Source organism: Methanolobus vulcani, assembly GCF_006546655.1.
In the GTDB taxonomy this organism is placed as follows: domain Archaea; phylum Halobacteriota; class Methanosarcinia; order Methanosarcinales; family Methanosarcinaceae; genus Methanolobus; species Methanolobus vulcani_A.
On sequence record NZ_VIAQ01000006.1, the window covers coordinates 82,363 to 102,934 of the forward strand.

The 20,572-nt window shown below is 39.8% G+C and carries 18 protein-coding genes; 14 read left to right on the plus strand and 4 right to left on the minus strand.

The genetic code is table 11. The features are described from left to right. Positions 1 to 52: 52 nt before the first annotated feature. Positions 53 to 3,697: a lectin like domain-containing protein gene (locus FKV42_RS00925; RefSeq protein WP_196214003.1), complete on the minus strand. Its 3,645-nt coding sequence runs from the start codon at positions 3,695 to 3,697 to the stop codon at positions 53 to 55. A 230-nt stretch (positions 3,698 to 3,927) separates the two neighbouring features. Between FKV42_RS00925 and FKV42_RS14175 the strand changes: the two genes are divergently transcribed. Together FKV42_RS14175 and FKV42_RS00930 are read left to right on the plus strand one after the other, a co-directional pair. After that, positions 3,928 to 4,053 (plus strand): hypothetical protein, encoded by a 126-nt coding sequence (locus FKV42_RS14175; protein ID WP_268865959.1) that lies wholly within the window; start codon positions 3,928 to 3,930, stop codon positions 4,051 to 4,053. Positions 4,054 to 4,487: 434 nt separating this feature from the next. After that, positions 4,488 to 5,690 carry a tyrosine-type recombinase/integrase gene (locus FKV42_RS00930; RefSeq protein WP_154808367.1) on the plus strand — a complete coding sequence of 401 codons (1,203 nt, stop codon included), beginning with the start codon at positions 4,488 to 4,490 and terminating at the stop codon, positions 5,688 to 5,690. 38 nt (positions 5,691 to 5,728) lie between these two features. Here the strand turns inward: FKV42_RS00930 and FKV42_RS00935 are convergent, their stop codons facing one another. After that, complete coding sequence (locus FKV42_RS00935) at positions 5,729 to 6,463, minus strand: hypothetical protein (protein WP_154808368.1); 735 nt, start codon at positions 6,461 to 6,463, stop codon at positions 5,729 to 5,731. A gap of 72 nt (positions 6,464 to 6,535) precedes the next feature. On the opposite strand from FKV42_RS00935, the gene FKV42_RS00940 reads away from it, so the two are divergent. The 3 genes from FKV42_RS00940 to FKV42_RS00950 all read left to right on the plus strand — a co-directional run bounded on the left by FKV42_RS00940 (position 6,536) and on the right by FKV42_RS00950 (position 8,586). After that, positions 6,536 to 7,336 (plus strand): hypothetical protein, encoded by an 801-nt coding sequence (locus tag FKV42_RS00940; protein WP_154808369.1) that lies wholly within the window; start codon positions 6,536 to 6,538, stop codon positions 7,334 to 7,336. Between the two features lie 497 nt (positions 7,337 to 7,833). Then, positions 7,834 to 8,058 (plus strand): hypothetical protein, encoded by a 225-nt coding sequence (locus tag FKV42_RS00945; RefSeq protein WP_154808370.1) that lies wholly within the window; start codon positions 7,834 to 7,836, stop codon positions 8,056 to 8,058. A gap of 81 nt (positions 8,059 to 8,139) precedes the next feature. Next, the gene (locus FKV42_RS00950) at positions 8,140 to 8,586 is read left to right on the plus strand and encodes a hypothetical protein (RefSeq protein WP_154808371.1); all 447 of its coding nucleotides are present in this window, start codon (positions 8,140 to 8,142) and stop codon (positions 8,584 to 8,586) included. Positions 8,587 to 8,788: 202 nt separating this feature from the next. Here the strand turns inward: FKV42_RS00950 and FKV42_RS00955 are convergent, their stop codons facing one another. Then, positions 8,789 to 9,691, minus strand: a complete 903-nt coding sequence (locus FKV42_RS00955) for a hypothetical protein (RefSeq protein WP_154808372.1) — start codon at positions 9,689 to 9,691, stop codon at positions 8,789 to 8,791. 70 nt (positions 9,692 to 9,761) lie between these two features. Further along, positions 9,762 to 10,187 (minus strand): hypothetical protein, encoded by a 426-nt coding sequence (locus FKV42_RS00960; RefSeq protein ID WP_154808373.1) that lies wholly within the window; start codon positions 10,185 to 10,187, stop codon positions 9,762 to 9,764. Positions 10,188 to 10,276: 89 nt separating this feature from the next. On the opposite strand from FKV42_RS00960, the gene FKV42_RS00965 reads away from it, so the two are divergent. The 9 genes from FKV42_RS00965 (at position 10,277) to dsr1 (ending at position 20,443) form a co-directional block, all read left to right on the plus strand. Continuing rightward, on the plus strand, positions 10,277 to 10,432 hold the full coding sequence (locus FKV42_RS00965) for an AbrB/MazE/SpoVT family DNA-binding domain-containing protein (protein WP_154808374.1): 156 nt from the start codon (positions 10,277 to 10,279) through the stop codon (positions 10,430 to 10,432). Positions 10,433 to 10,571: 139 nt separating this feature from the next. After that, positions 10,572 to 10,730, plus strand: coding sequence for a hypothetical protein (locus tag FKV42_RS00970; protein ID WP_154808375.1), 159 nt, complete (start codon positions 10,572 to 10,574; stop codon positions 10,728 to 10,730). A gap of 56 nt (positions 10,731 to 10,786) precedes the next feature. Then, the gene (locus FKV42_RS00975; RefSeq protein WP_154808376.1) at positions 10,787 to 11,032 is read left to right on the plus strand and encodes a hypothetical protein; all 246 of its coding nucleotides are present in this window, start codon (positions 10,787 to 10,789) and stop codon (positions 11,030 to 11,032) included. After that, entirely contained in the window at positions 11,029 to 11,358 is a 330-nt protein-coding gene (locus FKV42_RS00980) for a hypothetical protein (RefSeq protein ID WP_154808377.1), read from the plus strand. The genes FKV42_RS00975 and FKV42_RS00980 overlap by 4 nt, the downstream gene beginning before the upstream one ends. A 167-nt stretch (positions 11,359 to 11,525) precedes the next feature. Next, the gene (locus FKV42_RS14180; protein ID WP_268865960.1) at positions 11,526 to 11,651 is read left to right on the plus strand and encodes a hypothetical protein; all 126 of its coding nucleotides are present in this window, start codon (positions 11,526 to 11,528) and stop codon (positions 11,649 to 11,651) included. Between the two features lie 379 nt (positions 11,652 to 12,030). Continuing rightward, on the plus strand, positions 12,031 to 12,219 hold the full coding sequence (locus FKV42_RS00985; protein WP_154808378.1) for a hypothetical protein: 189 nt from the start codon (positions 12,031 to 12,033) through the stop codon (positions 12,217 to 12,219). Continuing rightward, positions 12,216 to 15,251, plus strand: a complete 3,036-nt coding sequence (locus FKV42_RS00990) for a phage/plasmid primase, P4 family (protein WP_154808379.1) — start codon at positions 12,216 to 12,218, stop codon at positions 15,249 to 15,251. The genes FKV42_RS00985 and FKV42_RS00990 overlap by 4 nt, the downstream gene beginning before the upstream one ends. Then, complete coding sequence (locus tag FKV42_RS00995) at positions 15,252 to 15,677, plus strand: hypothetical protein (RefSeq protein WP_154808380.1); 426 nt, start codon at positions 15,252 to 15,254, stop codon at positions 15,675 to 15,677. 965 nt (positions 15,678 to 16,642) lie between these two features. Next, the gene (dsr1, locus tag FKV42_RS01000) at positions 16,643 to 20,443 is read left to right on the plus strand and encodes an anti-phage defense-associated sirtuin Dsr1 (protein WP_154808381.1); all 3,801 of its coding nucleotides are present in this window, start codon (positions 16,643 to 16,645) and stop codon (positions 20,441 to 20,443) included. Positions 20,444 to 20,572 lie beyond the last annotated feature (129 nt).

Sequence of the window (20,572 nt, forward strand, 5' to 3'; positions counted from 1 at the left end):
AGAGATTAAGATCCAACTTTTGTTCTGTTTCATTTAAAATAAAAAGGAGGGATCAGATCCCACCTTTTGTCCCCTTCTTCCAGTATATGACACCTATGGCTCCAACTATCAACAATATAACAAAGATAGATAGCAGATTACCTGAATCAGAACTGTTGTTCACATTAGTAACCTGAATATCCTCGTTTGTGACCGTGGAACCGGAACTGCTTGCAACTGTTACAGAGTCCGTAGATTGAACAGTATTCGCAGTAGAAACATTAGCATCATCAACACAAATCATGAATGGAGAGAAACCTGTAGTGGTTGCTTCAAAGTAGAAGTACTCATCATCTTCACCTGTCACAACCGTTGGGAGTATGTTCCAGACATCTTCTGAGAAGTGTTCCATGAGTATGTCAGATTCGTCAAATCCATTAGACTCGAGCCACTCTTTTGAAACTGAGAAGGATATCTTTGCATCACTAATACCAGATGAAAATTCCTCATCTCCAAGGAGAATTTCCATTCCCTGATAAACCATTGCTGATGAAGGTGCAGGAGAGCTTTCCGGCAAACCATCAAGAAGGCTGACACTTGCCATTACATAACCCTCATTTATTTCAGACTCAAAGCTGATCTCGTTTACCGGAGTGGAACCATCTGTGAATACATATTCCACTTCAGCATCCCTACCAACAAAACGTACGCTTGAGTCCGTTGCAACGATATCTGAAGTAGATGATGTTGGTGTGGCCATTTTCACATGAATTCCATCGTCATCATTGCTGGAACTTTCATCTGAAACAGTCGGTTGAACATCATTCAATGTTAATGGAAGATAATCAGTATTGTTTCCATCATCTGTAATCTCATATGCAGCACAGAAACCATTTCCAACGGAATATTCTGTCTGACTCCAGCCTGTTCCGGCAGGTGTTGCCCAGAAGTTTCCACCAAGGAAGCTTCCGTTAATAATATTAGCGCCTGTTGTTCTTGTGGTGTTCCATTCGTTGAAACCACCACCTGAAACATGGATATTATTGCTGTTGTTGAAATAGTTATTATAGATCAGATTGTCACTGCATTCTATCAATGAAAGACCGTAAGAGTAAATATCACTGATATTGCAACTATATATTGTGTTATTATCTGAAGAAGAGAGATAAACACCATATCGATTATCAGTGCTCGTACAGTTTTCAATGCTTACACTGTCACTGTCGTAGAGATAAAATCCATAATAATTATTCTCAACTTCCAGACTTTCTACTGTTATGTTAGAACAATTAAGCAAATAGACAAGTCCGGCATTGGAAATGGCATCTATAACCAGGTCAGAGCTGTTCACAAGATAATATATTGGTTTTCCATCTACCAGATTATCTGTTCCTACAATATTGGCATTTGAATCAAAATATGAATTAAACGTGTTGTTATACATAGAACTATTATTCAACATATTGTTCCCAGAACCACGTAAACGCAGTCCATATGTGTTCTCATAAGAAGTACAATTAAAGACACTGTTATCCTGAGAGTCATAGAAATAAATACCATATGTATTTCCGGATACATAGCAATTACTTATGTTACACCCACTTGATGAATCGATGATTATTCCAGCAGCTCCATCTACAGCACTCATGCCTGAAATCGTGATGTTATCTGCTATTAGGTAAATAGCAACGTTACTGGAGGACGAGGAAACTATCCTTACATCTTCAGGGTTGCCTGTCGATGAAATCAGACTGATGTTATCATTTTTGAAATGCAGATTCTCATTATAAGTGCCAGGTTCAACACTGATTGTATCACCATCAGAGGCAGCATTAATTGCGTCGCTGATAGTAGTAAAATCAGCACTGCCACTGCTGTTGACAACAATTGTTGAATTCAGAACATGGATAAAAGAAGTTCTTGTGGAAATATTGTTTCCAAAAGTGTTTGCTGCATTCAGTGATACATTATAAACACCTTCATCCGAATAAGAATGCAACGGATTCTGTACAGATGATGTAGAACTGTCTCCAAAATCCCATTCCCAGCTTTCCGGTGAGAAGAGACTTGCATCATGGAAATCTACAGCCTCATTTATGTGAACATATTTTGTACCTGCAACAAATGCAGCTTCAGGCACTTTATTCTCTGTAGTGAATGCTTTGATGCATATATTAGTATCAGATTCGCTTATATCTTCCCATTCAATTCCATTATAACTTACATAACTCTGACCTGCTTCAGCATGTGCATTACTACTATAACCTGACATTGGATATTCTACTGGCAGAGGATAGTTATAGTCAGGTGTTGTGAATTGTACTACCACTGAAAAATTCTGTCCGGCGTTAAGTGAAACATTTGTATCAAGGTCAATAGTGTGATATCCGGCAATTGCCATTGTTCCGTTTTGTACCGATACAGGACCTGAACTGTTAAGTGGACCGGAATCGGGATCTTTATAAACAGAGATATTGTAGAAGGAATTTGAATCGGTTGTGTAGAAGCTCACCGCCTCCAGAGTTTCATTTGTTGATGCAGTAAAAATATTTGCTCCATATCCGATAGTATTATAAAAACCAGAACTTGTGACCCAGCCAAGTTCATCATATTGATAGATATGATCAAAATGGCTTACATTATCAGCAGTAAAAATTGTGTTGGAATATCGAAGCGTATTGTCGTAATATGAAATATAGAAATATCCATCTTCGCCCCAGCTATCTCCCCAGGAATTCTTGATTATATAAGCGCCATCATCAGGAGCAGTGGGTGTAAAGTTATATTTGCTGTAGTTGTCATCCCAGCCCACAAGAGTTACAAAGTGATTTCCACTATCAACTTCATCAGGATCACTACTGAAGTAGTAACTATTGTTTTCTAAATTCATCGAAGAGTCATAAAACTCCATGAATATTGCTATTCCACCATAATTGGTTAAACCCCATCTAAAGGTATCATCCGAATGATTTAGTTCTGGAAGCATAAGTACTTCTTGAACGTGTTTTGCCACTGTGATGTCTGATGGAGATATACCTGATAAGTCATTGTATGGATCATCAGATTCAAGTACAGGTCCATCCCACCTAGTGAGATAGGCAGCTGTCATGGAAGGACTTCCTCCTCCATCGTGTGTTCGGTCAAATCCATCCTGATTTGGGTATGCAAGAACATTCTTTACATTATTCTCGGAAAAATCCCAGGTTTCTGATCTGTTGTAAAGAAGATAAGATTCAAGGGATGCTATTGATGCATGTGCCCAGCAACTTCCAGCCTGACCCTGATCTCTTACTGATGTAACACCACCTTCATTACGAAGATCGTATCGTGCCGGGTATGATACTTCAGATCCCATAAGTTCAAGACCTGAAGTCCTAATAGTATCATCAGCAAGCAAGGCATCCATGCTTACAGGGGAAAGATGAGAAAGGTCTACAGGTGACGGAATTAAACCGGTAGTATGAGTAAATATATCAGATGATTCATTCTCATTTGAAGATAGTAAATTTGATTGACTGTCCGGTAATACCAAACTAGACAAGGATATCAAATTATCTGAATCTGATACTTTATTTTGGCTCTGTTCCAGTGATTCCTGATATTCTACAAATGCAGGATTTAGAGGTGCCATTGATAATTGTGATCCGTTGTCACTGGAACTTAGTTCTGTTTGTGAATCTAACTCTGCTGCATTGACAGGAATAATAGTAAAGAACATAATTAAGCAGCATATTAAGGATAAAATGTAGCATTTTACTTGTTTTTTCATCTTATACTCGCGACCATTGACATACATTGTGAAAATATAATAATCAAAAAATATGCAATCTAATATAATTGTAACCCTCTGGAAAATATAAGGAGGTCCTGTTTTTTAGTAAGGCAACAAAAAAACCTAAAAGGATACAAAAGATATGTAACTGAAGATAATATTCAGGAGATAAAAACATGGGAAATGATGAAACAAATTTGCATAGACTTAAAGAAGTTAATGAGTTTGTAAAGACCAGTAAAAAAGAGAGAAAAGAAGAGAAGAAAAAAGATAAAAGAAACATTCTTGGTCTTAATGACTAAGTCCTATTTTTTCATTTATACTCTGTTTCCAGCTTTTTTTCCAATATTTGAGAAAAAAGTGAAAACAATATTTACCATAGCAATTCTTTTTTCCAGGCCATATTGACCATTCCATGTGCCTATATAGATTCTTTTGCCTAGAACTAAATACGAGTCTGAACTAGTATGCTCCGAGTAACATGTTACTCACCTGTGGTGCCTTCCTAAAGCATTTTTGAAAAACGAATTGGTGTACGAACGGGCGTCTAACTGGTTCACCGACGCCCATACTTTTCATTAAATTCCGGGCTTTTCAAAGCTAAAGAAAGACGAGATATGAGAAATCTCAATAAAGATTCACAAATAACCTGAAATTGAACTTAAAAAGAAGAAAAGCGATCCCGAAGGGATTATTGAACTAAAATATATAATCCTAGACCACTTTTTACAATGTGATGACTCGCAATGTAGACGATGTACACTCTTTTGAAACAGGGTTTATTCGTGCAAAGGAAAGAATAGAGAACGCAGGCATTTCACAGAGGAACAAGGATCTTATCAACAGGTTCATTGTCCACTGCAGAAGGGAAGGCCTGAAGAAAAGCACGATAACCACATATGTTAATTTTCTCAGGTGGATGATTGAGAAGCTTGAAAAAATCGGATATACAAAGGATATTGACGAATTAGAACAAGATGACTTCGATGAGTTCTTGATCTACCTTGAAGATGAGGAAGAAGCTTCACCAGGAACTATCCGGAACTACAAGAAAGTCACTAAAAAGTTTTTTCGATTCCTCACTGATGATGATGTCCCTAAATGGGTAAGAAAGCTTAAGCTGGGACAAGTAGAGACCCACATACAACCCCAGGATCTTCCTGACAGCAAAGACATTGATAAGATGATTGAGGTCTGCACGAATGCCAGAAATAGGGCAATAGTAGCTACTTTATACGACGGAGGATTTAGGCCAGGGGCTTTGGCATCGTGCCGAGTGGGCAGCGTGGAGTCAAACCAGTATAGCTCTATCATTTACCTGCCAAGGACAAGCAAGGCCAGGAAGACAACACCACCAAAAGGAATACCCCTCACATGGGCCTCCGGATATCTGCAGCAATGGTTGGCTGTGCACCCCCTCAAGGATGATCCTTACGCTCCTCTGTGGGTTACTCTGGACAAGAACCAAACCGCACTGAGTTACAACACATTTAGAAAGACAATCAAGGATATCGCCGTAAAGGCAGGCATTAAGAAAAGGTTCTATCCTTACCTGTTCAGACACAAAGCTGTTACAAACTGGATTCTTGATGGATACAACGAACAAGAGATCAAACATAGAGCTGGATGGTCAAAAGGATCCACACGGATGTTCCAGGTATATGCTAATTTCACAGACCAGGAGATCAACGATAGGATCTATGAGAAGTGTGGGTTGAAAACTGAGGATAAACGCCATATAACCCTCAAGAAATGCCCCAGGTGCAGTAGTGTGCTTAAGCCTAATGATAGGTTCTGTTCACAATGTTCTCTTGTCCTGGACCATCAGGCACAAGATGAGATTGGCAAGTATGAGGCGAAGTTGCCGGAGATCCTGCAAATGATTATGCAGAGTGAGAAAGCCAGAGAAATGCTGGCGAATATTCAGAAGGAAGTGTGATTTTTTTGAAATCATCCCCTTCGTTTTTTACGGGATCTTCATTCCCCGGTGGATACAAGTTCATTTAATTCATTCTCGAGCGATTCTATATCTTCCTGGATTGCTGATTTAACTCTCCTGCATACGCCATATGACTTTGGTGAGGTAATATTTAGAGTGCAGTGCCCATCGAAAACGAATGTTTCAAAGTGTTTTTTCCCAGTGTTCTCTGGCCTGAACAGATATCTTTTACGAAGAAACTCTGAAAAATCTACTATCTCGGTAAATTCATCGGCCCCTTCAATCCCCGTAAAATCTGTTTTAGTTTCAAAAGAATAACCTGGAATAGAGGTACTTTCTATTTCAGAGCTCCCCGCTGCGACGCCATCTCTTAAAAAATTGATTTCCTTGTATTTGTCCATGACTTCCAGTAATGGATAATAGAGTTGTTCTAATTGACTTGAAATGTATTTGATTCTTCTCTCCTTTTGTGCATCCTGCAGCACCTCTTTTGTTACTCGAACGTTCTCAGATGTTTCTCGGGCTATCCGTGCTGTGAATGCGACATAGATAATTGTGGCCAGCAAAAGAACGACTGAAGATGTGACTGCTAAATATTCATTAGCAGGATCAAAATGTGTGAAAATGGGTTCAGACTGAGAAGATCCAACAGCCACGAACAACACTAAAAGAGCGTATATCACAACCAGAAGAAAAGATGCAATAAAAATTATAACAGGAATTAATAGAATCGTTATAATTGGGTGAGATTTCCAGAGTTCTTTTAGATCCATAGTTAGTTTCACAGCCTACGTTATCAATCAATTAATAGAAATATTTTTCTAAATTTACAATTATTTCATAATATGGCAAAACCTGCAGATACTCCACGCCCTTTACCATGGGAATCTTGGCGTGATTGGCTTGAAAGAAATAAGATATTCTTAGAAGCAGGGGCCATGGTTGCCTTAACACTGATGTCGGTGATTGTCGGCATTAGTGCGAACGATATTGCAGGCAGCCAGTTACGAGTAGAAAAAATAAATCATCAACCTGTTTTCGAGTTCGAAAGATACAATGATCCTACTAATTCATTCGAGTGGCTAAGAGTACATAATACCGGTTTCCCGACTGAAAGTATAGAAATATGTGAACCAATTGTCCTTTTAAACGTGCATTATACGGATGATGATAATTCGGAAAGAACTGCGTCGTTTGTTTTGGAGGGATTCTATCGAAACACTCGCCATCCTTCATTGCCAGGTGAGCATGAATTGTTTAGGTTTGGAAATATTTGGCATGATTATACATATGAAAATTTCAGCGAAAGATACACAATAGAACAGGGGAACGTGTTTAAGTTAAATGGACTGCTGGATGAAATTATCAACATCAATCAAAAAGGCAATTTATCAATTCGTACTCTCACCGTGCCTCGCCTTGTTCATATCAAATATAATGACATGTATGGTGATACACACGAAGCACTTTACCATACATCCAGTGTAACCCTCTACAAAATACACGATAACAATTTTGAACGCGAATTTGAAGCCATCGAACGTTTGAAAGAAGATGGTTACATAATTGATCTTAATAATTATTCATCGGAACAAATTAATGGAAAATTAATGGAGAATAAATTCCCTATCCGATTCTCTTTTTAAACACTTTTGGAATTAATATTGATGTCGTGGGGGGAAACGAGAAACGTTACATATCCACGCTATTTTTAAAGGCGGAACTGCCTGATTTGGCACTATATTGAAACATGTGGAAGCATTGGAAAAACTCGGAAGTTATTGTTAGGTTTGGAATAAAAGGCAATTGTATTCATACCTCAAACTATTATATCAATTTTAAATATATTACAGATTCTATATTACATTTTAAAAAAATATAATCCGTCAGTAAAGTATATAACTTAATAATAATATAAAGAAATCCATAATTTCTTCAGAATTACATCTGAAGACAAAAACGGAGCTGATATAAAACGAAACATACTCAACAATAAAACCACGTTGAATCCTCACTTTCAACCTGATGTTGCCTTGTCTTTGTTGTGTACTTTCGTTGTGAACTCAAAACTATATAAGTATTGCGGATTTTCTCGATTTTTATAAATCGTACTCGATAGTAGTTGAAACACTTAACGGAGGTTATGATGAACATATCATTAAAACAACCAGGTAACATTGCAGGAATGCTCATGTTCTTCGGAATACTGTCATATATTGCATCCTGTATATTTGCGGGCACCCTTCCAGAAGAAGGTATGGACTCCCTTGCAGGGTTTGGAATAGCTATATTCATACCCGGATTTTTAGTATGGTTTGGGTTCAGTGCCGTTTCTTGGATTAGAAATGTCAACAAAATAAAATGGTGAACAACACCATAAATGTATTCCTCTTTCTGAGGAATACATCCTATTTTTAGTAAACTGGTAAAACTATGTGGAGAAGTTTGTTTGAAAATAATTAGAGTATTGATTTTACTTGTTTTATTCATGCTAATCTCAGGATGTGTTTCTACAAATACACCAGAGGAAACGGTTACTTCGTTTGCCTATTCTGCAAGTATAGGTGACACCAATGCTTGTTATGGGCTGATGTCCAGTAAATACAAGAACAATACCACTTTTGAAATGTTTTCTGTCCACATACTTGATGATGGGGACAACTGGTACGAATACAAGTTCATTGGTATAGTTGATGGTAGCAAGAAATTTACAAATGATACTGTTTTTCTTGATGTTGAATATGAAAAAGAGTCTGTGTCTGATAAGAATACAATGGGACTAACAAAGATACTTGGTAAAGCGATTGGTCAAGAGTATGTATTCAGAAAAAAAATTGAATTGGTAAATGAGTCGGATGGTTGGAAAATTGAAGATTTCCACACTGAATTAAGGTGAAATAATTACACAAGCTGCTCAAACTGGATCCTGTTGTCACCACCATATGATTCAATGTGTCAAACTCATTAAACAGGATGTCCTCCGGTATTCCATCAGGATAAGCAATACACTTCATTGGCCCAAGCTCATTGATCAGGTGCTTACATTTCATGCATAATGGAGCCGGTCCTATCATCGATACCACCCCTTGATATTATTTTTAGGGTTTTTGATTTTTCTTTGATACTTTCTTCAAAAGCACTTTAATATGATCTGTGAATTCTTTCTTTGCTTCTTGGTTGTGGACGACTTCGGTGATCATGTGGATTAATGGCATTCTTATTAAGTATGCAATGTCAATGCAATCTTCATCTGATGAAGAATGTAACCCTACACTTAAAGCTTGATATAATATATCCATTGGGTTAGTTCCCTCGACATTTAGAGAAGGTGGCAAAATGTCTTTTACAAGCTTGATTTTATCTTTAGCTACTGGTTGGTGTCTTGTTTCGCTTAGTGCTTTTTCATACGCTTCTTTGTTTTCGTCGTTTTCAGGAATTATATGATAAATATCATCTAATAATTGATCAATGATCAATTCTAAAATACGTCGATAATAGGAATATGCTGCAATTCCATAGCTCTGTGATTCACAAATTAAGCCTTTTTGATATAACTCGGTATTTGATTCACCCAGTGTTTTGGAAACGTCTTTTGGAACTGAGATATCATAAGGAGGATATTGGCCAATTTTAATTAAGGATGTGAAGTTATCTACAATTTTTATTGAAACGTATTGGTGGTATTTACCACATCCTTTGCACAAGAAATCCAGATGTAAAACAGATCCGTCCATCTCTTCCCATGTTTTTCGATAATGCTCTGCCTCTGAAATATATACTTCCCCAGGCACATGGCCCTTAATATATGGTCGGTTGAGTAAATCATGGACTTCTTTTCCATATGTGGACTCATAATGAACAAAAACCTGTTCTGATTTACATTCTTTGCAACGTATGTAAAGTGCAGTATCTTTGAATTCACTAAAAACGTTTGAGGGTTCAGCTTTATATTTCCTATATAGTGGATAGCTTTCTAAAAAATCGACATAAAGTGTAGACATTTTCTTCACCCGTAACTAATAATCTACAGATATTTCATCAAGTTCGCTGCCATCAAGGATATCGTTGTCTTCAGTCAGAGGAAGACTTGTCGTCGTCTTCTGAATCTTCCGATATCTCATCTGCTTCTTCCCATCTCTCTTCTTTATACGTTGCAATAACACGCAAATCGTCCTCTTCTCTGACAATCTCAACGTGTTCAGGTCCTAATTTCGTAATGAGAAACTTTGTTCCTGGTTCCCCATAATAGTGAATTTGTACATCGTCGGGGATGCTTGGCCAGTCATTAACAAACCGCCTATCCTTTGTTATTAAAGCGATGATGTCTTGGAAATAGTGTCCTTTCTTCTCAGATGCTTCTATTGCATGAAGCATTTGCACAGCTTTAATAACACCATCAGTTCTGTTTTTAATGAGCCCTTTATTCACCAACTCGTCCAGACTATCGAGTGTTTCTTGTGGCAGCCGGAAGCCACTTACTTTTTCTCTGTCAGCCATGTGTTTAATTATGGGTCAGAAGTTTTATATACATTTGTACTAATGTATGGTTAACCAATAACACAACCAAATGGTTAAAGGTGACTGTTATGTCTAAAAGAAAGATAAATCAGAACTCAGGAAACAGAATCTCAGTTTCAATCCCTGCTTACCTCAGGGATAAATACGACCTCAAAAAAGGAACAACTGTTGACGTGACAGATGATGGGAATAGCATAGTTATCACTCCAATCAAGGAGCAATAATCAAGAAAAGATAATGCATTAAAGGGATCTCCGAGGCGGACCCCAGAAACCCACCATAATGACTCGCACTCATATGTATGGTTTCTGGCTTTATAAATTTTCGTCCTCGTGGGATTCCACAACCTAAGAGGAATTAGAAATGAACCAGAAAGCATGGATTTGCATGAATTGTGGAAAAGTTGTTTATTTTCCAAGTGTAGCCCCTGAAACAAGAGAAGTAGTATGCAACCACTGCAATGCAGCTGCATTAGAAGAGATCCCACAAGAACAGCTCGCACCATTAGAGGTGACAGCATAATGTTTGTCCTCGTCAAATCCCCGACCACAGGAGAAGAATTCTATGTAGATATCGGGGTGAGAGTCATAGAGACCCCAGCGGGTATCAACGTCACATCCCTGCAGGTATATGATGCTGCAGAGGTCGGTGAACTCGAGGGACAGATCACTAAACAGCTTCATGGCCACCACGTGAAGGACGGTGGGCATATGAAGCAGATTTTGAATGATGTATTCAGAGTATCAACTGAAGCATGTCCTGATTTAGTGAGTACGGTTGAACAGAATCTGATGAATGCTGCAGGTGCGGAGGTGGGACTGTGAGTGAAAGAAAACGTGCTCATTGTCCCAACTGTGGATCTCTGACAATTGACTGGAAGCAGATTGAAGGAAGGTGGAAATGTCGCCAATGCGGATGGAAAGGATATCAACCAGTGTACAAGTCACAGGAATCATGGGAGATAACCAAACAGGATAACACCAACTGGCTAAAACAACTCTATGATCTCCACAGGGAACACCCTGAGTACAACAAATCCGATCTACGCAAATATGGCATGATGGGAGAGGGTACAGTGAATCGCTACTGGAAGATGTTCGTTACTGGCAAAATCCATGTTATCAGGCCATGGGGCGAGGTGGGTATATGAAAATGAAACAAAGGTGCGGTCGATGTGGCCGCCTTCTTCCACATTGTGGTCAGTGTAAGAGCTGCAGAGGGAGGAGGAAATGACCAGGGATAGTTTAATGATTTTTCAACTTTCCTTTATATACGATTAATAAAAAAATAACAATATCTGATACGGAGGACACAGCGATGGACGACTGGAAACACATACTTGTCAAGAAATCCACACATGATAAAATCAGGCAGGAAGCGGAACGCAAAGGGATGAAGATTTACGCACTTGTTGATCACGCATTTCCTGGGAAAGATGACTGATGACACAAAGAATGCGTTTGTTATCACTAACGATTAAAAAACATTGATTAACGCGGTGTGAAATAGATTAAAACAATAATCAGAAAGCCACAGGAGTGTTCGAGCACCCCTGAAGCTTAGAACAGTAATACAAAGAACAAAGTTTTGCCGACGACGTTCCCAATGGTATTACCTTAAATTTACCATTGTTAATTGTCTGTTAATAACGCTGTTGGTATGACAATATGTCATAACAAAATGTATCCTGTTTTGAGCGTGTGGCTTTCGGGAAGTCGCATATGAACGAATCCAACAGTGAAAAAAGAGTTTTGTGGGGCAGATGCCCCCTGAACAAACATATAACCACCATCGTACGACTCAACGGAGGTCACTTTTTACTATGACTACAATGGCATATATTAGCAGTGGCTCTAGCTCCGATGATCTCCAGGCACTGAAAGAGAATCCATTGATTCAGGAGTATGCATCCATGGACGATGAGATTTACAACCTGATCAAAGCAACTAATCCAACGCTATTGATGTTTGTAGATCTTGCCAAGAAGATTGTGAGTGGTGGGAATGAATGAGTCCTGCATGTAACAGGGATGTCATTGAAGATATCAAATCAAAAATAGACATCGTGGACCTCGTAGGTGAAACTGTCCAGTTGAAGCAAAAGGGAGCTAGCTACAGAGGTGCAACCTCTACAAGTTCCAAGTCCGGAGCATCTCTCATTGTGGATCCACAATTGCAGATGTATAAGAACTTCGCAGAAGATGACGGTGGAGATATCTTCAACTGGATATCCTACCGAGAAGGCCTAGACATCGACTCAGACTTCCCGAAGATACTCGAGATAGCAGCTGAGAAGGCAGGAGTGGTCCTGGAACACCAGAGCCAAGAAGATCTTACTGAAAAGGGCCTGATTCTTTCATTTCTCCGTGCAGCTGCAGGATACTACCACAGCCAGCTAACAGATGAATGTCGTGATTACATCCATAACACATGGGGTATCAGTGACAAGATGATTGATGAGCTCCAGATAGGTTGGGCCCCTGGTAACAGTCGCCTGCAGAGAGAGATGGCAGATCTGTTCCCATCCGATGTGATGGAAATGTCTGGTCTATTTCACGTCTCCGGAAACAGGAAACTCAGAGATGTCTTCCGGGGCTGTATTATTTTCCCATACTGGAAAGGTGGGAAGGTTGTTTATTTCATCGGCAGAGATCCTAAATGGAACAAAGACAGCACCGGTCCAAAATACTTCAAGCAGCTGGTGCATTCCGAGCAAAGACCACATATCAGCAAGGTCATTGACAACTCGGTGTTCTATGGGGAGGACTCCATTAAAAGAGCAGATTCGGTCATAATAACTGAAGGCGTGACCGACTGCATAAAGGTTCTCCAGGAAGGTCTGCCATGTATTTCTCCTGTAACTGTTCGCATAAAAGAAGAACAAAAGGAGTATGCTTATGATCTCATTAAAACCAAGTCCGAGGTCATAATCTGTAACGACAACGAAGACAACGAAACGGGAAAGAATGGGGCTATAGCAACTGCAGAATACCTTGAGCACAAGGGGGTTCAAGTAAGCTTGATAGAGCTTCCAAGGCCAAATGATGTGGATAAAATAGACCTGGCTGAGTACCTGCAGGAGAACACCAAAGAAGACTTCCTGCAGCTGGAGTCTAACAATGTCTGGGAGATCAAACTAAATTCACAAAATGTCCCTGAAGGCAACGTGGAGAAGGCCAGAACTGTAAAGAGATTCATTCTGAACGATCTGAAACTGATGGATTCTTCCATTCGAGATATATTCATTCGTAATGATGTCCGGAAATACTTCGACCTGAGCAAGACGGACATGAACACTATTCTGAAATCTGTCAGGTTCAATGATGATGAGATCACCCAAGAAGACGACCAGGATTTCTTCACTGTCCGCGGTAAGCTTCGTGTGAAGAAGCTCGGTGAGTACGTGATGTCATTGGCTAGGTACATCACCTTTGATGATACAAAGAGCATCTACGTTTATCGAAATGGAGTGTATGTTCCTCGCGGAGAAGACACAATTGCAAGGATAGTACAGACCTCTCTGGGGGATGCATCCAAGAAGCATCACATTTCTGAGATCATCAATTATGTGCAGCTGGAAACGCTGACACCAAGGTCAAAGATCAATCATGACATCAACAAGATCAATATCCTCAACGGCCTGTATAATTTGAATACTGGCCAGCTGGATCCACATTCACCCGACTACATTTCTATTGTACAGCTACCAATCACATACGATCCCGATGCGACATGTCCTGCAGTTGACAAGTTCATCTCAGAGGTTCTTGAGGAAAAGTACCAAAGTGTGATCTATGAGATCCTTGGTTACTGCATGATACCAGACACACGGATCGAGAAGTCTGTGATGTTCCTGGGGAAAGGTGCCAACGGAAAGTCAGTGATGCTCAACATGTTCGGTGAGTTCCTGGGATCCCACAATGTGGCAGCTGAATCCCTGCACATGCTTGAAAAGGATCCTTACTCTCTTGCAGAACTCTACGGAAAGCTGGCCAACATCTTTCCGGATCTAGCATCCGGAGCACTCTATGAGAATTCAACCTTCAAAATGTTGACAGGCAACGAAAAGGAGCTTAGAGCACAAAGAAAGTATGAGCATCCGTTCAAATTCAGGAACACGGCCAGGCTGGTATTCAGTGCAAATGAACTTCCACCTGTCCCGGGACATGACTTTGCATACTTCCGGAGATGGATCCTGCTGAAGTTCCCATACACATTTGAAGGGAAGAAAGCCGACAAGGGTCTGATAGATAAACTGACGACTCCAGAGGAGCTTTCGGGGCTGTTCAATAGGTGTGTGGTGGCTTTGAGAGCTTTGTTGGCCAGGGGCGAGTACAGCTACGATATGACGACAGATGAAGTCATGAAGATGTACAAGGTCAACTCTGACCCGATTGCAGCATTTGCAGATGAGGTGGTGGTATTCGCAGAGAAGCACACTCCAAAAAAGGCAATGTTTAGTGAGTATGTAGAATGGTGCAAATCTAACGGGATAGATCCAGCAGCTGAGAATATATTTGCCAAACGTTTCAAGAAACTAGGATATGTACCAGGCAGGGAACCAACTGGTGACAGGCCGTATGTTTGGGAGAACTGCACAATCAAAGGCCAATCCGTCTGGGTTAAAGAAAACAACCCAGACGGCAAAAACCAAGAGCAAGATGTATCTCCGTCTAACTGTCTGGGTTTATCCTCTAATTGTAATGTAGTACAAAATGTAAATAAGAAAGATAGTGAAAATAATTACACGTATATAAACAATAGAGAAATAACCCAGGAACCCAGACGGATTGAATGTGAACAATCTCTCCTGCAATCGAATACTTCTTGTCCGGGTTCTCGTCGGGGTTCAGACATCAGTTTTTCACTTGGAGAAAAAATGAATCTCTTTAGACAAATCTCTAAACATTCAAACAATCTGCAAGAACTTGTCGCAAACTCTCGAGCAGCTGGTATAGAGGATCCATGGGAGATCATGGACAAGATGGAATCATCGGGGGAATTCGTACGAATATCACAGACAGAGTTCAAGATGGTGAGTTGAATGGAGTCCAAAAAGGAACATTCTGGTGTTTTCTCTATGGCATCCGCATGCTTCTATCAGTCGTCAGAAGAGATTCCACTCTCTGATATGATGGAGATCAAAGCACAGCACGTTTTACATGGTGAACATAGCTTGGAAGAACAGGCTCTTCTCCTCTACAAGATAGATGTGTCACAAGAAGATCCACTTGGTTTTTACACCTGCCAGGATTTGCCGGATAAAGACACGGAGTTTATCCAGTGCCTTAATGCAGATCTGAAACACTGGCTCATATTCTATGGGGCTCCGGAACCCTGCACTCTTGCGTGGTGGACCGTTGTAGTGCATCACAGGGATAGAACAACCCAGGAGAAATGCGCTTCAATATACCACCGGTATGTAGGCCTGTTTGATGAAATGTGTCCTAATGAGGAAGTGAAAACATGAGAAACATCCAGGACCTAACACCAAGTGAACGAGATAGGATCCTACAGGATGCTGATAGGCGGTGTTACAGTGAAATTGCCGATGACATGGATGTATCTGTCTACACTGTGAGAAGGGTGATCCGAAAGCATAATAGAAAGATGCTGAAGCGATATGATCATACCAGGGATGATGAAGTTCTATGATTATGCGTTTGTAGGTTCATAAATGCGTAAATATTCGAATCAGAACCGAATCGATTCGAATTCAAAAATGCCGTAAAATGTCGCAAAATGTCACATAATTATGCAGTTTATAAGCCATTATTCAATATGCATCGGCATAATTTTAAAAACGTAGGTTACCCTGACATTAGCAAGGTACACTGTTTAAGTATTCGAATCGAAAATTGAGCACATATAGAGCGAACAATCGGATTGATTCGAAACATGGGCGAAACCAATAACAGTATATCATTTTAGAACAATACTAAGAACGTGTTCGTTTGCCGACGAGATAATGAATTAAGAGTATGCACTTCTGAGTGCGAATACCGTTCAGAATGCCAAGAGCGGAGACTATCTCTTTTACTTTACACGGCAAACTTCTCATGCATTTCTCCGAAACAAAAAGATGCCGATGTCCCTGCTACTAAATTCAACGTTATCGGTATGAAGCCAGACTCCTACATCAACAATGCTGTGAGCCATGACGGACTTAGTACAATTGATTTGCAGTCGTCCAGACTGCGATAACCAAATAATCACAACTCGGAAACAGAAGAGGGAGCTGTTCTCGGTCTATTACATTAAATACGGCCAGATAGAACTGCCTTATTGTTCAAAAGAGTGTCAAGAAAAGCATATGGAGGAGTTACAGGGTGGTATAGGTTGATGTGAGTGATTAAGTTAATTAAAAAAGATTTTATTCAGTAAGTACATTCAATTGAGTTGTTTGAATAAAACCAAAACAATGGAGAATGTATAATGCCTGCTTTCGTTATCAACGGCCCGGATATTCCAGAGAAGCTTTTAGAAGCTCATGAAGGAGGAAAAGTTATCTTTTTTTGTGGTGCAGGTATTTCCTATCCAGCAAACCTTCCTGGCTTTGAGGACCTAGTTGGCCAAATATATGCTGACCTTCATTTAACAATGACATCTGTAGAAGAACAAGCATATGAAAGCAAGCGGTATGATACAACATTAGATTTATTGGAGCGTCGCCATCCTGGTAAACGTCTTGCAGTCAGAAAAGCATTAGCTAGTGTCCTCGACATCTCACAGGTTAATAAAGATGCTATGGTGACACACAAATCTCTGATTCAATTAGCTACTAATCGAACTGATAATAAAGTTAGACTGGTTACAACCAATTTTGACAGACTTTTCCAACAAGTGATCTCAAAAGATAGTTTACCTATTCCGCCTTATTCTGCTCCTTTTTTACCCATTCCTAAAAAGAGCCGCTGGGATGGAATTGTGTATCTTCACGGATTGCTACCTGATTCTATAGATGAAATTGCACTTAATAGGCTTGTGATTACGAGTGGAGATTTTGGTTTGGCATATCTTGCCGAACGATGGGCATCTCGTTTTGTTACTGAGTTATTTAGGCAGTATACAGTTTGCTTTGTAGGATACAGCCTCAACGATCCGGTAATGCGTTACATGATGGATGCACTTGCAGCGGATGAGTTGCTTGGCGAAAGCCGACCAGAAGCTTTTGCTTTTGTAGATTATTGCAAAAAGGAAAGAGAAAAGACGAAGAGTGAATGGGAAATGAAAGGCGTTACTCCTCTGCTCTATGAGGTACCTGTTGCGGATAAGGGCAATCATTCTGCACTCCACGATACCTTAAGAGAATGGGCCGCTACATACCGTGATGGTGTTCAAGGTAAAGAAATGATTATCTCACAGCACGTAAGCAACCCGCCAAATGCTCCATCAAAAACTGATTATGTTGTCGGGAGAGTATTATGGGCACTAACAGATGAGTTAGCCGCGAAACATTTTGCTAATCTTAATCCTGTTCCTCCGCTAGAATGGTTGGGTCCTCTATCAGAGAAGCAGTTTGAATACGACGATTTATTGCGGTTTGGTGTTGCAACTGGGTGCAATGAAATCAATGATATACAATTTAGTATCCTTCATCGTCCATCTCCACATACATGCTCACCGTGGATGCGTGTTGTTGATGATGGAAGCCAAAGTAGCTCTCTAGATGGCGTAATGTTACACTTATTACATTGGCTCACACGACACCTTAACGATCCTAACCTAATTATTTGGCTTGCCAACCAAGGTGATTGTTTACATGAACGTTTCATCGGCTTGATTCTCAGACGACTTGAGGAGTTAGATCACTTTGTAGCAAATAATGAAAAGGAGAAAATTGATTTTATTCTTGCTAACGCACCTAATGCTATTCCACGCCCAGCAATGAAGACCCTTTGGAGACTCTTTATAGCAGGAAAAATCAAACTACACTCCCACATAAATCCCCAAAGCTTTGGTTTATATGACTGGATTGGTTCCCTCAAAAGAGAGGGGTTAACACCTTCTTTAAGGATGCAATTGCGTGAACATTTAGCACCGTGTGTAGCTTTGAGATCTTCTTTAAATTTATTTGAGAATATACAGGTCCAATCACAGTCATTGAGAATTAAAGACTTGGTCAATTGGAAACTTGTATTAAACAGTAATTATGTGCATTCGGTTTTAAATGATTTATCCCAAATCCCGGCTTTTCAGGAAGGTTTGCCCAGCCTCTTGCAAGATTCCACAGTGCTTTTGCGGGATGCTATGGATTTGATGCGAGAGTTAGAAGGTGCCAATGAGCACAGTGACTTGTCCTATATCCACCGCCCTTCTATCAGTGACCATCCCCAAAATGGTGATTTCTATGATTGGACAGCTTTGATTACTCTTGTTAGAGATTCATGGATAGCAACTGTACAAGACAATACTGTCGTAGCAAAAAATACTGCAGAAAATTGGTGGTTACAACCTTACCCGATTTTCAAAAGATTGGCTATGTTTGCAGCTACATATGGTGATATAATTTCACAAAAGAAAGCTCTTAACTGGTTACTGGAGGATAATTGTTGGTGGTTATGGTCAAGTGAGACACGACGTGAAGCAATACGTTTAGTAGTTTATTTAGCTCAAATATTAGATGTTCCTGAGATTGTTGAATTAGAAAAAGCAATTTTAGCTGGCCCCCTACGAGAAATGTTCAGAGGTACTCTTAAGGAAGAAGAGTGGATTCGCATTGTGGATAAAGATATATGGCTCCTCCTTACTAAGTTTGGTGATGCTGGTGGAAAGTGGAGTGAAACAGCCAATGCTAGGTTAAGTGAATTGAATAAAAAATACCCTGATTGGAAACTGGAGGAAGATGAAAAAGATGAGTTCACATTTAGAATAATGGACAGTGATGAATTACATGAATATTCCCATTCCCCCCAGGATATGTCTGAGCTCATCATGTGGCTAAAGAAAACAGTTGATCGTCGGGGGGATGATGATTGGCAGCAACGCTGTCGTGAAGACTTCGATACTACATCACATGCACTGCTTGCGTTGGCTAGACAAAACACATGGCCGGTTGAACGTTGGAAGCAGGCTCTTATGGGTTGGTCTGAAGATAAAAATAACAATACCTCATGGAGTATCATTGGGCCAGTTTTGAACAAAGCACCTGATGAAATAATAAGTTCACTGCCTAATGAAATTGGTCGATGGCTACAGGTAATTGCTAAATCCTTCAATGGCCAGGAAAAGATTTTCTTAAACCTTTGTCAGCGTATTCTTGAACAGGAATATATCGATGAAATAGAGTTTAATGATTCCTTGAATACTGCTATCAATCGACCAGTGGGTATCGTGACAGAAGCACTGTTACAATGGTGGTTTAGACGTAAGCTGGAAGATGGCCAAGGTCTTCCAGCAGAACTCAAGCCGATTTTCACTAGTATATGTAATACAAAAATAGACAAATATGTCTATGGTCGCGTATTACTGGCATCGCATGCGGTAACGCTATACCGGGTGGATTCGAATTGGGCAAAAGAGCATCTGATCCCTTTGTTCGATTGGAACTCGTCAACAGAAGCTAACATGGCGTGGGAAGGATTCCTTTGGTCCCCGCGTTTATATCGCCCTTTCATGGCGGATGTTACAAGATCATTTTTAGATGGAGCTATGCATTATGGGGAACTTGGAAACTGCGGAGAACGATATGCTGCATTTTTAACATTCGTTGCACTTGATCACGGTGATGTTTTTACAAATGAAGAGTTAGCTGATGCCGTTGGATCCTTACCAATAAATGGCTTAGAAAACGCAGCTCGAACATTAATACGTGCAATTGAAGGGGCACATGATAAACGCAAAGAATATTGGACTAATCGTGTAATTCCATATTTACACAACATCTGGCCAAGAAATATGGCTTTCAAGGAATCAAATATACCAGATATCTTTGCAGAATTATGTGTAGCTGCAGAAGAAGCATTTCCTTTGGCACTTGAAGAATTGCAAGACCAGATAAAACTCCCGAATCATTCATATTATCTATTTGATCTTATGTTCAAGAAGAAACTCTGCACCAATTTCCCAGAAGAGTGCCTTTATTTCTTGAATTTAGTTGTTGATAATCAAACTCAGTGGCTTCCTAAAGAGTTCAAAGTTTGCCTAGATGAAATAAAGAAAGCAAGTCCACAATTAGCTACTGATCATCGTTTTATTCTTTTGTCGGAGTTAGCCAGAAGATATGCTAGATACTAAAAATGAAACACAATTCAAATTAAATTATACTTTTCCAATCCATAAAAAAGGTAAAATCATGTTGATGAGGTGGCTGTGTGCCAGTAGGAAGAAATCGACAGCACATTTATAGATGTTTTTGTCTGGCTT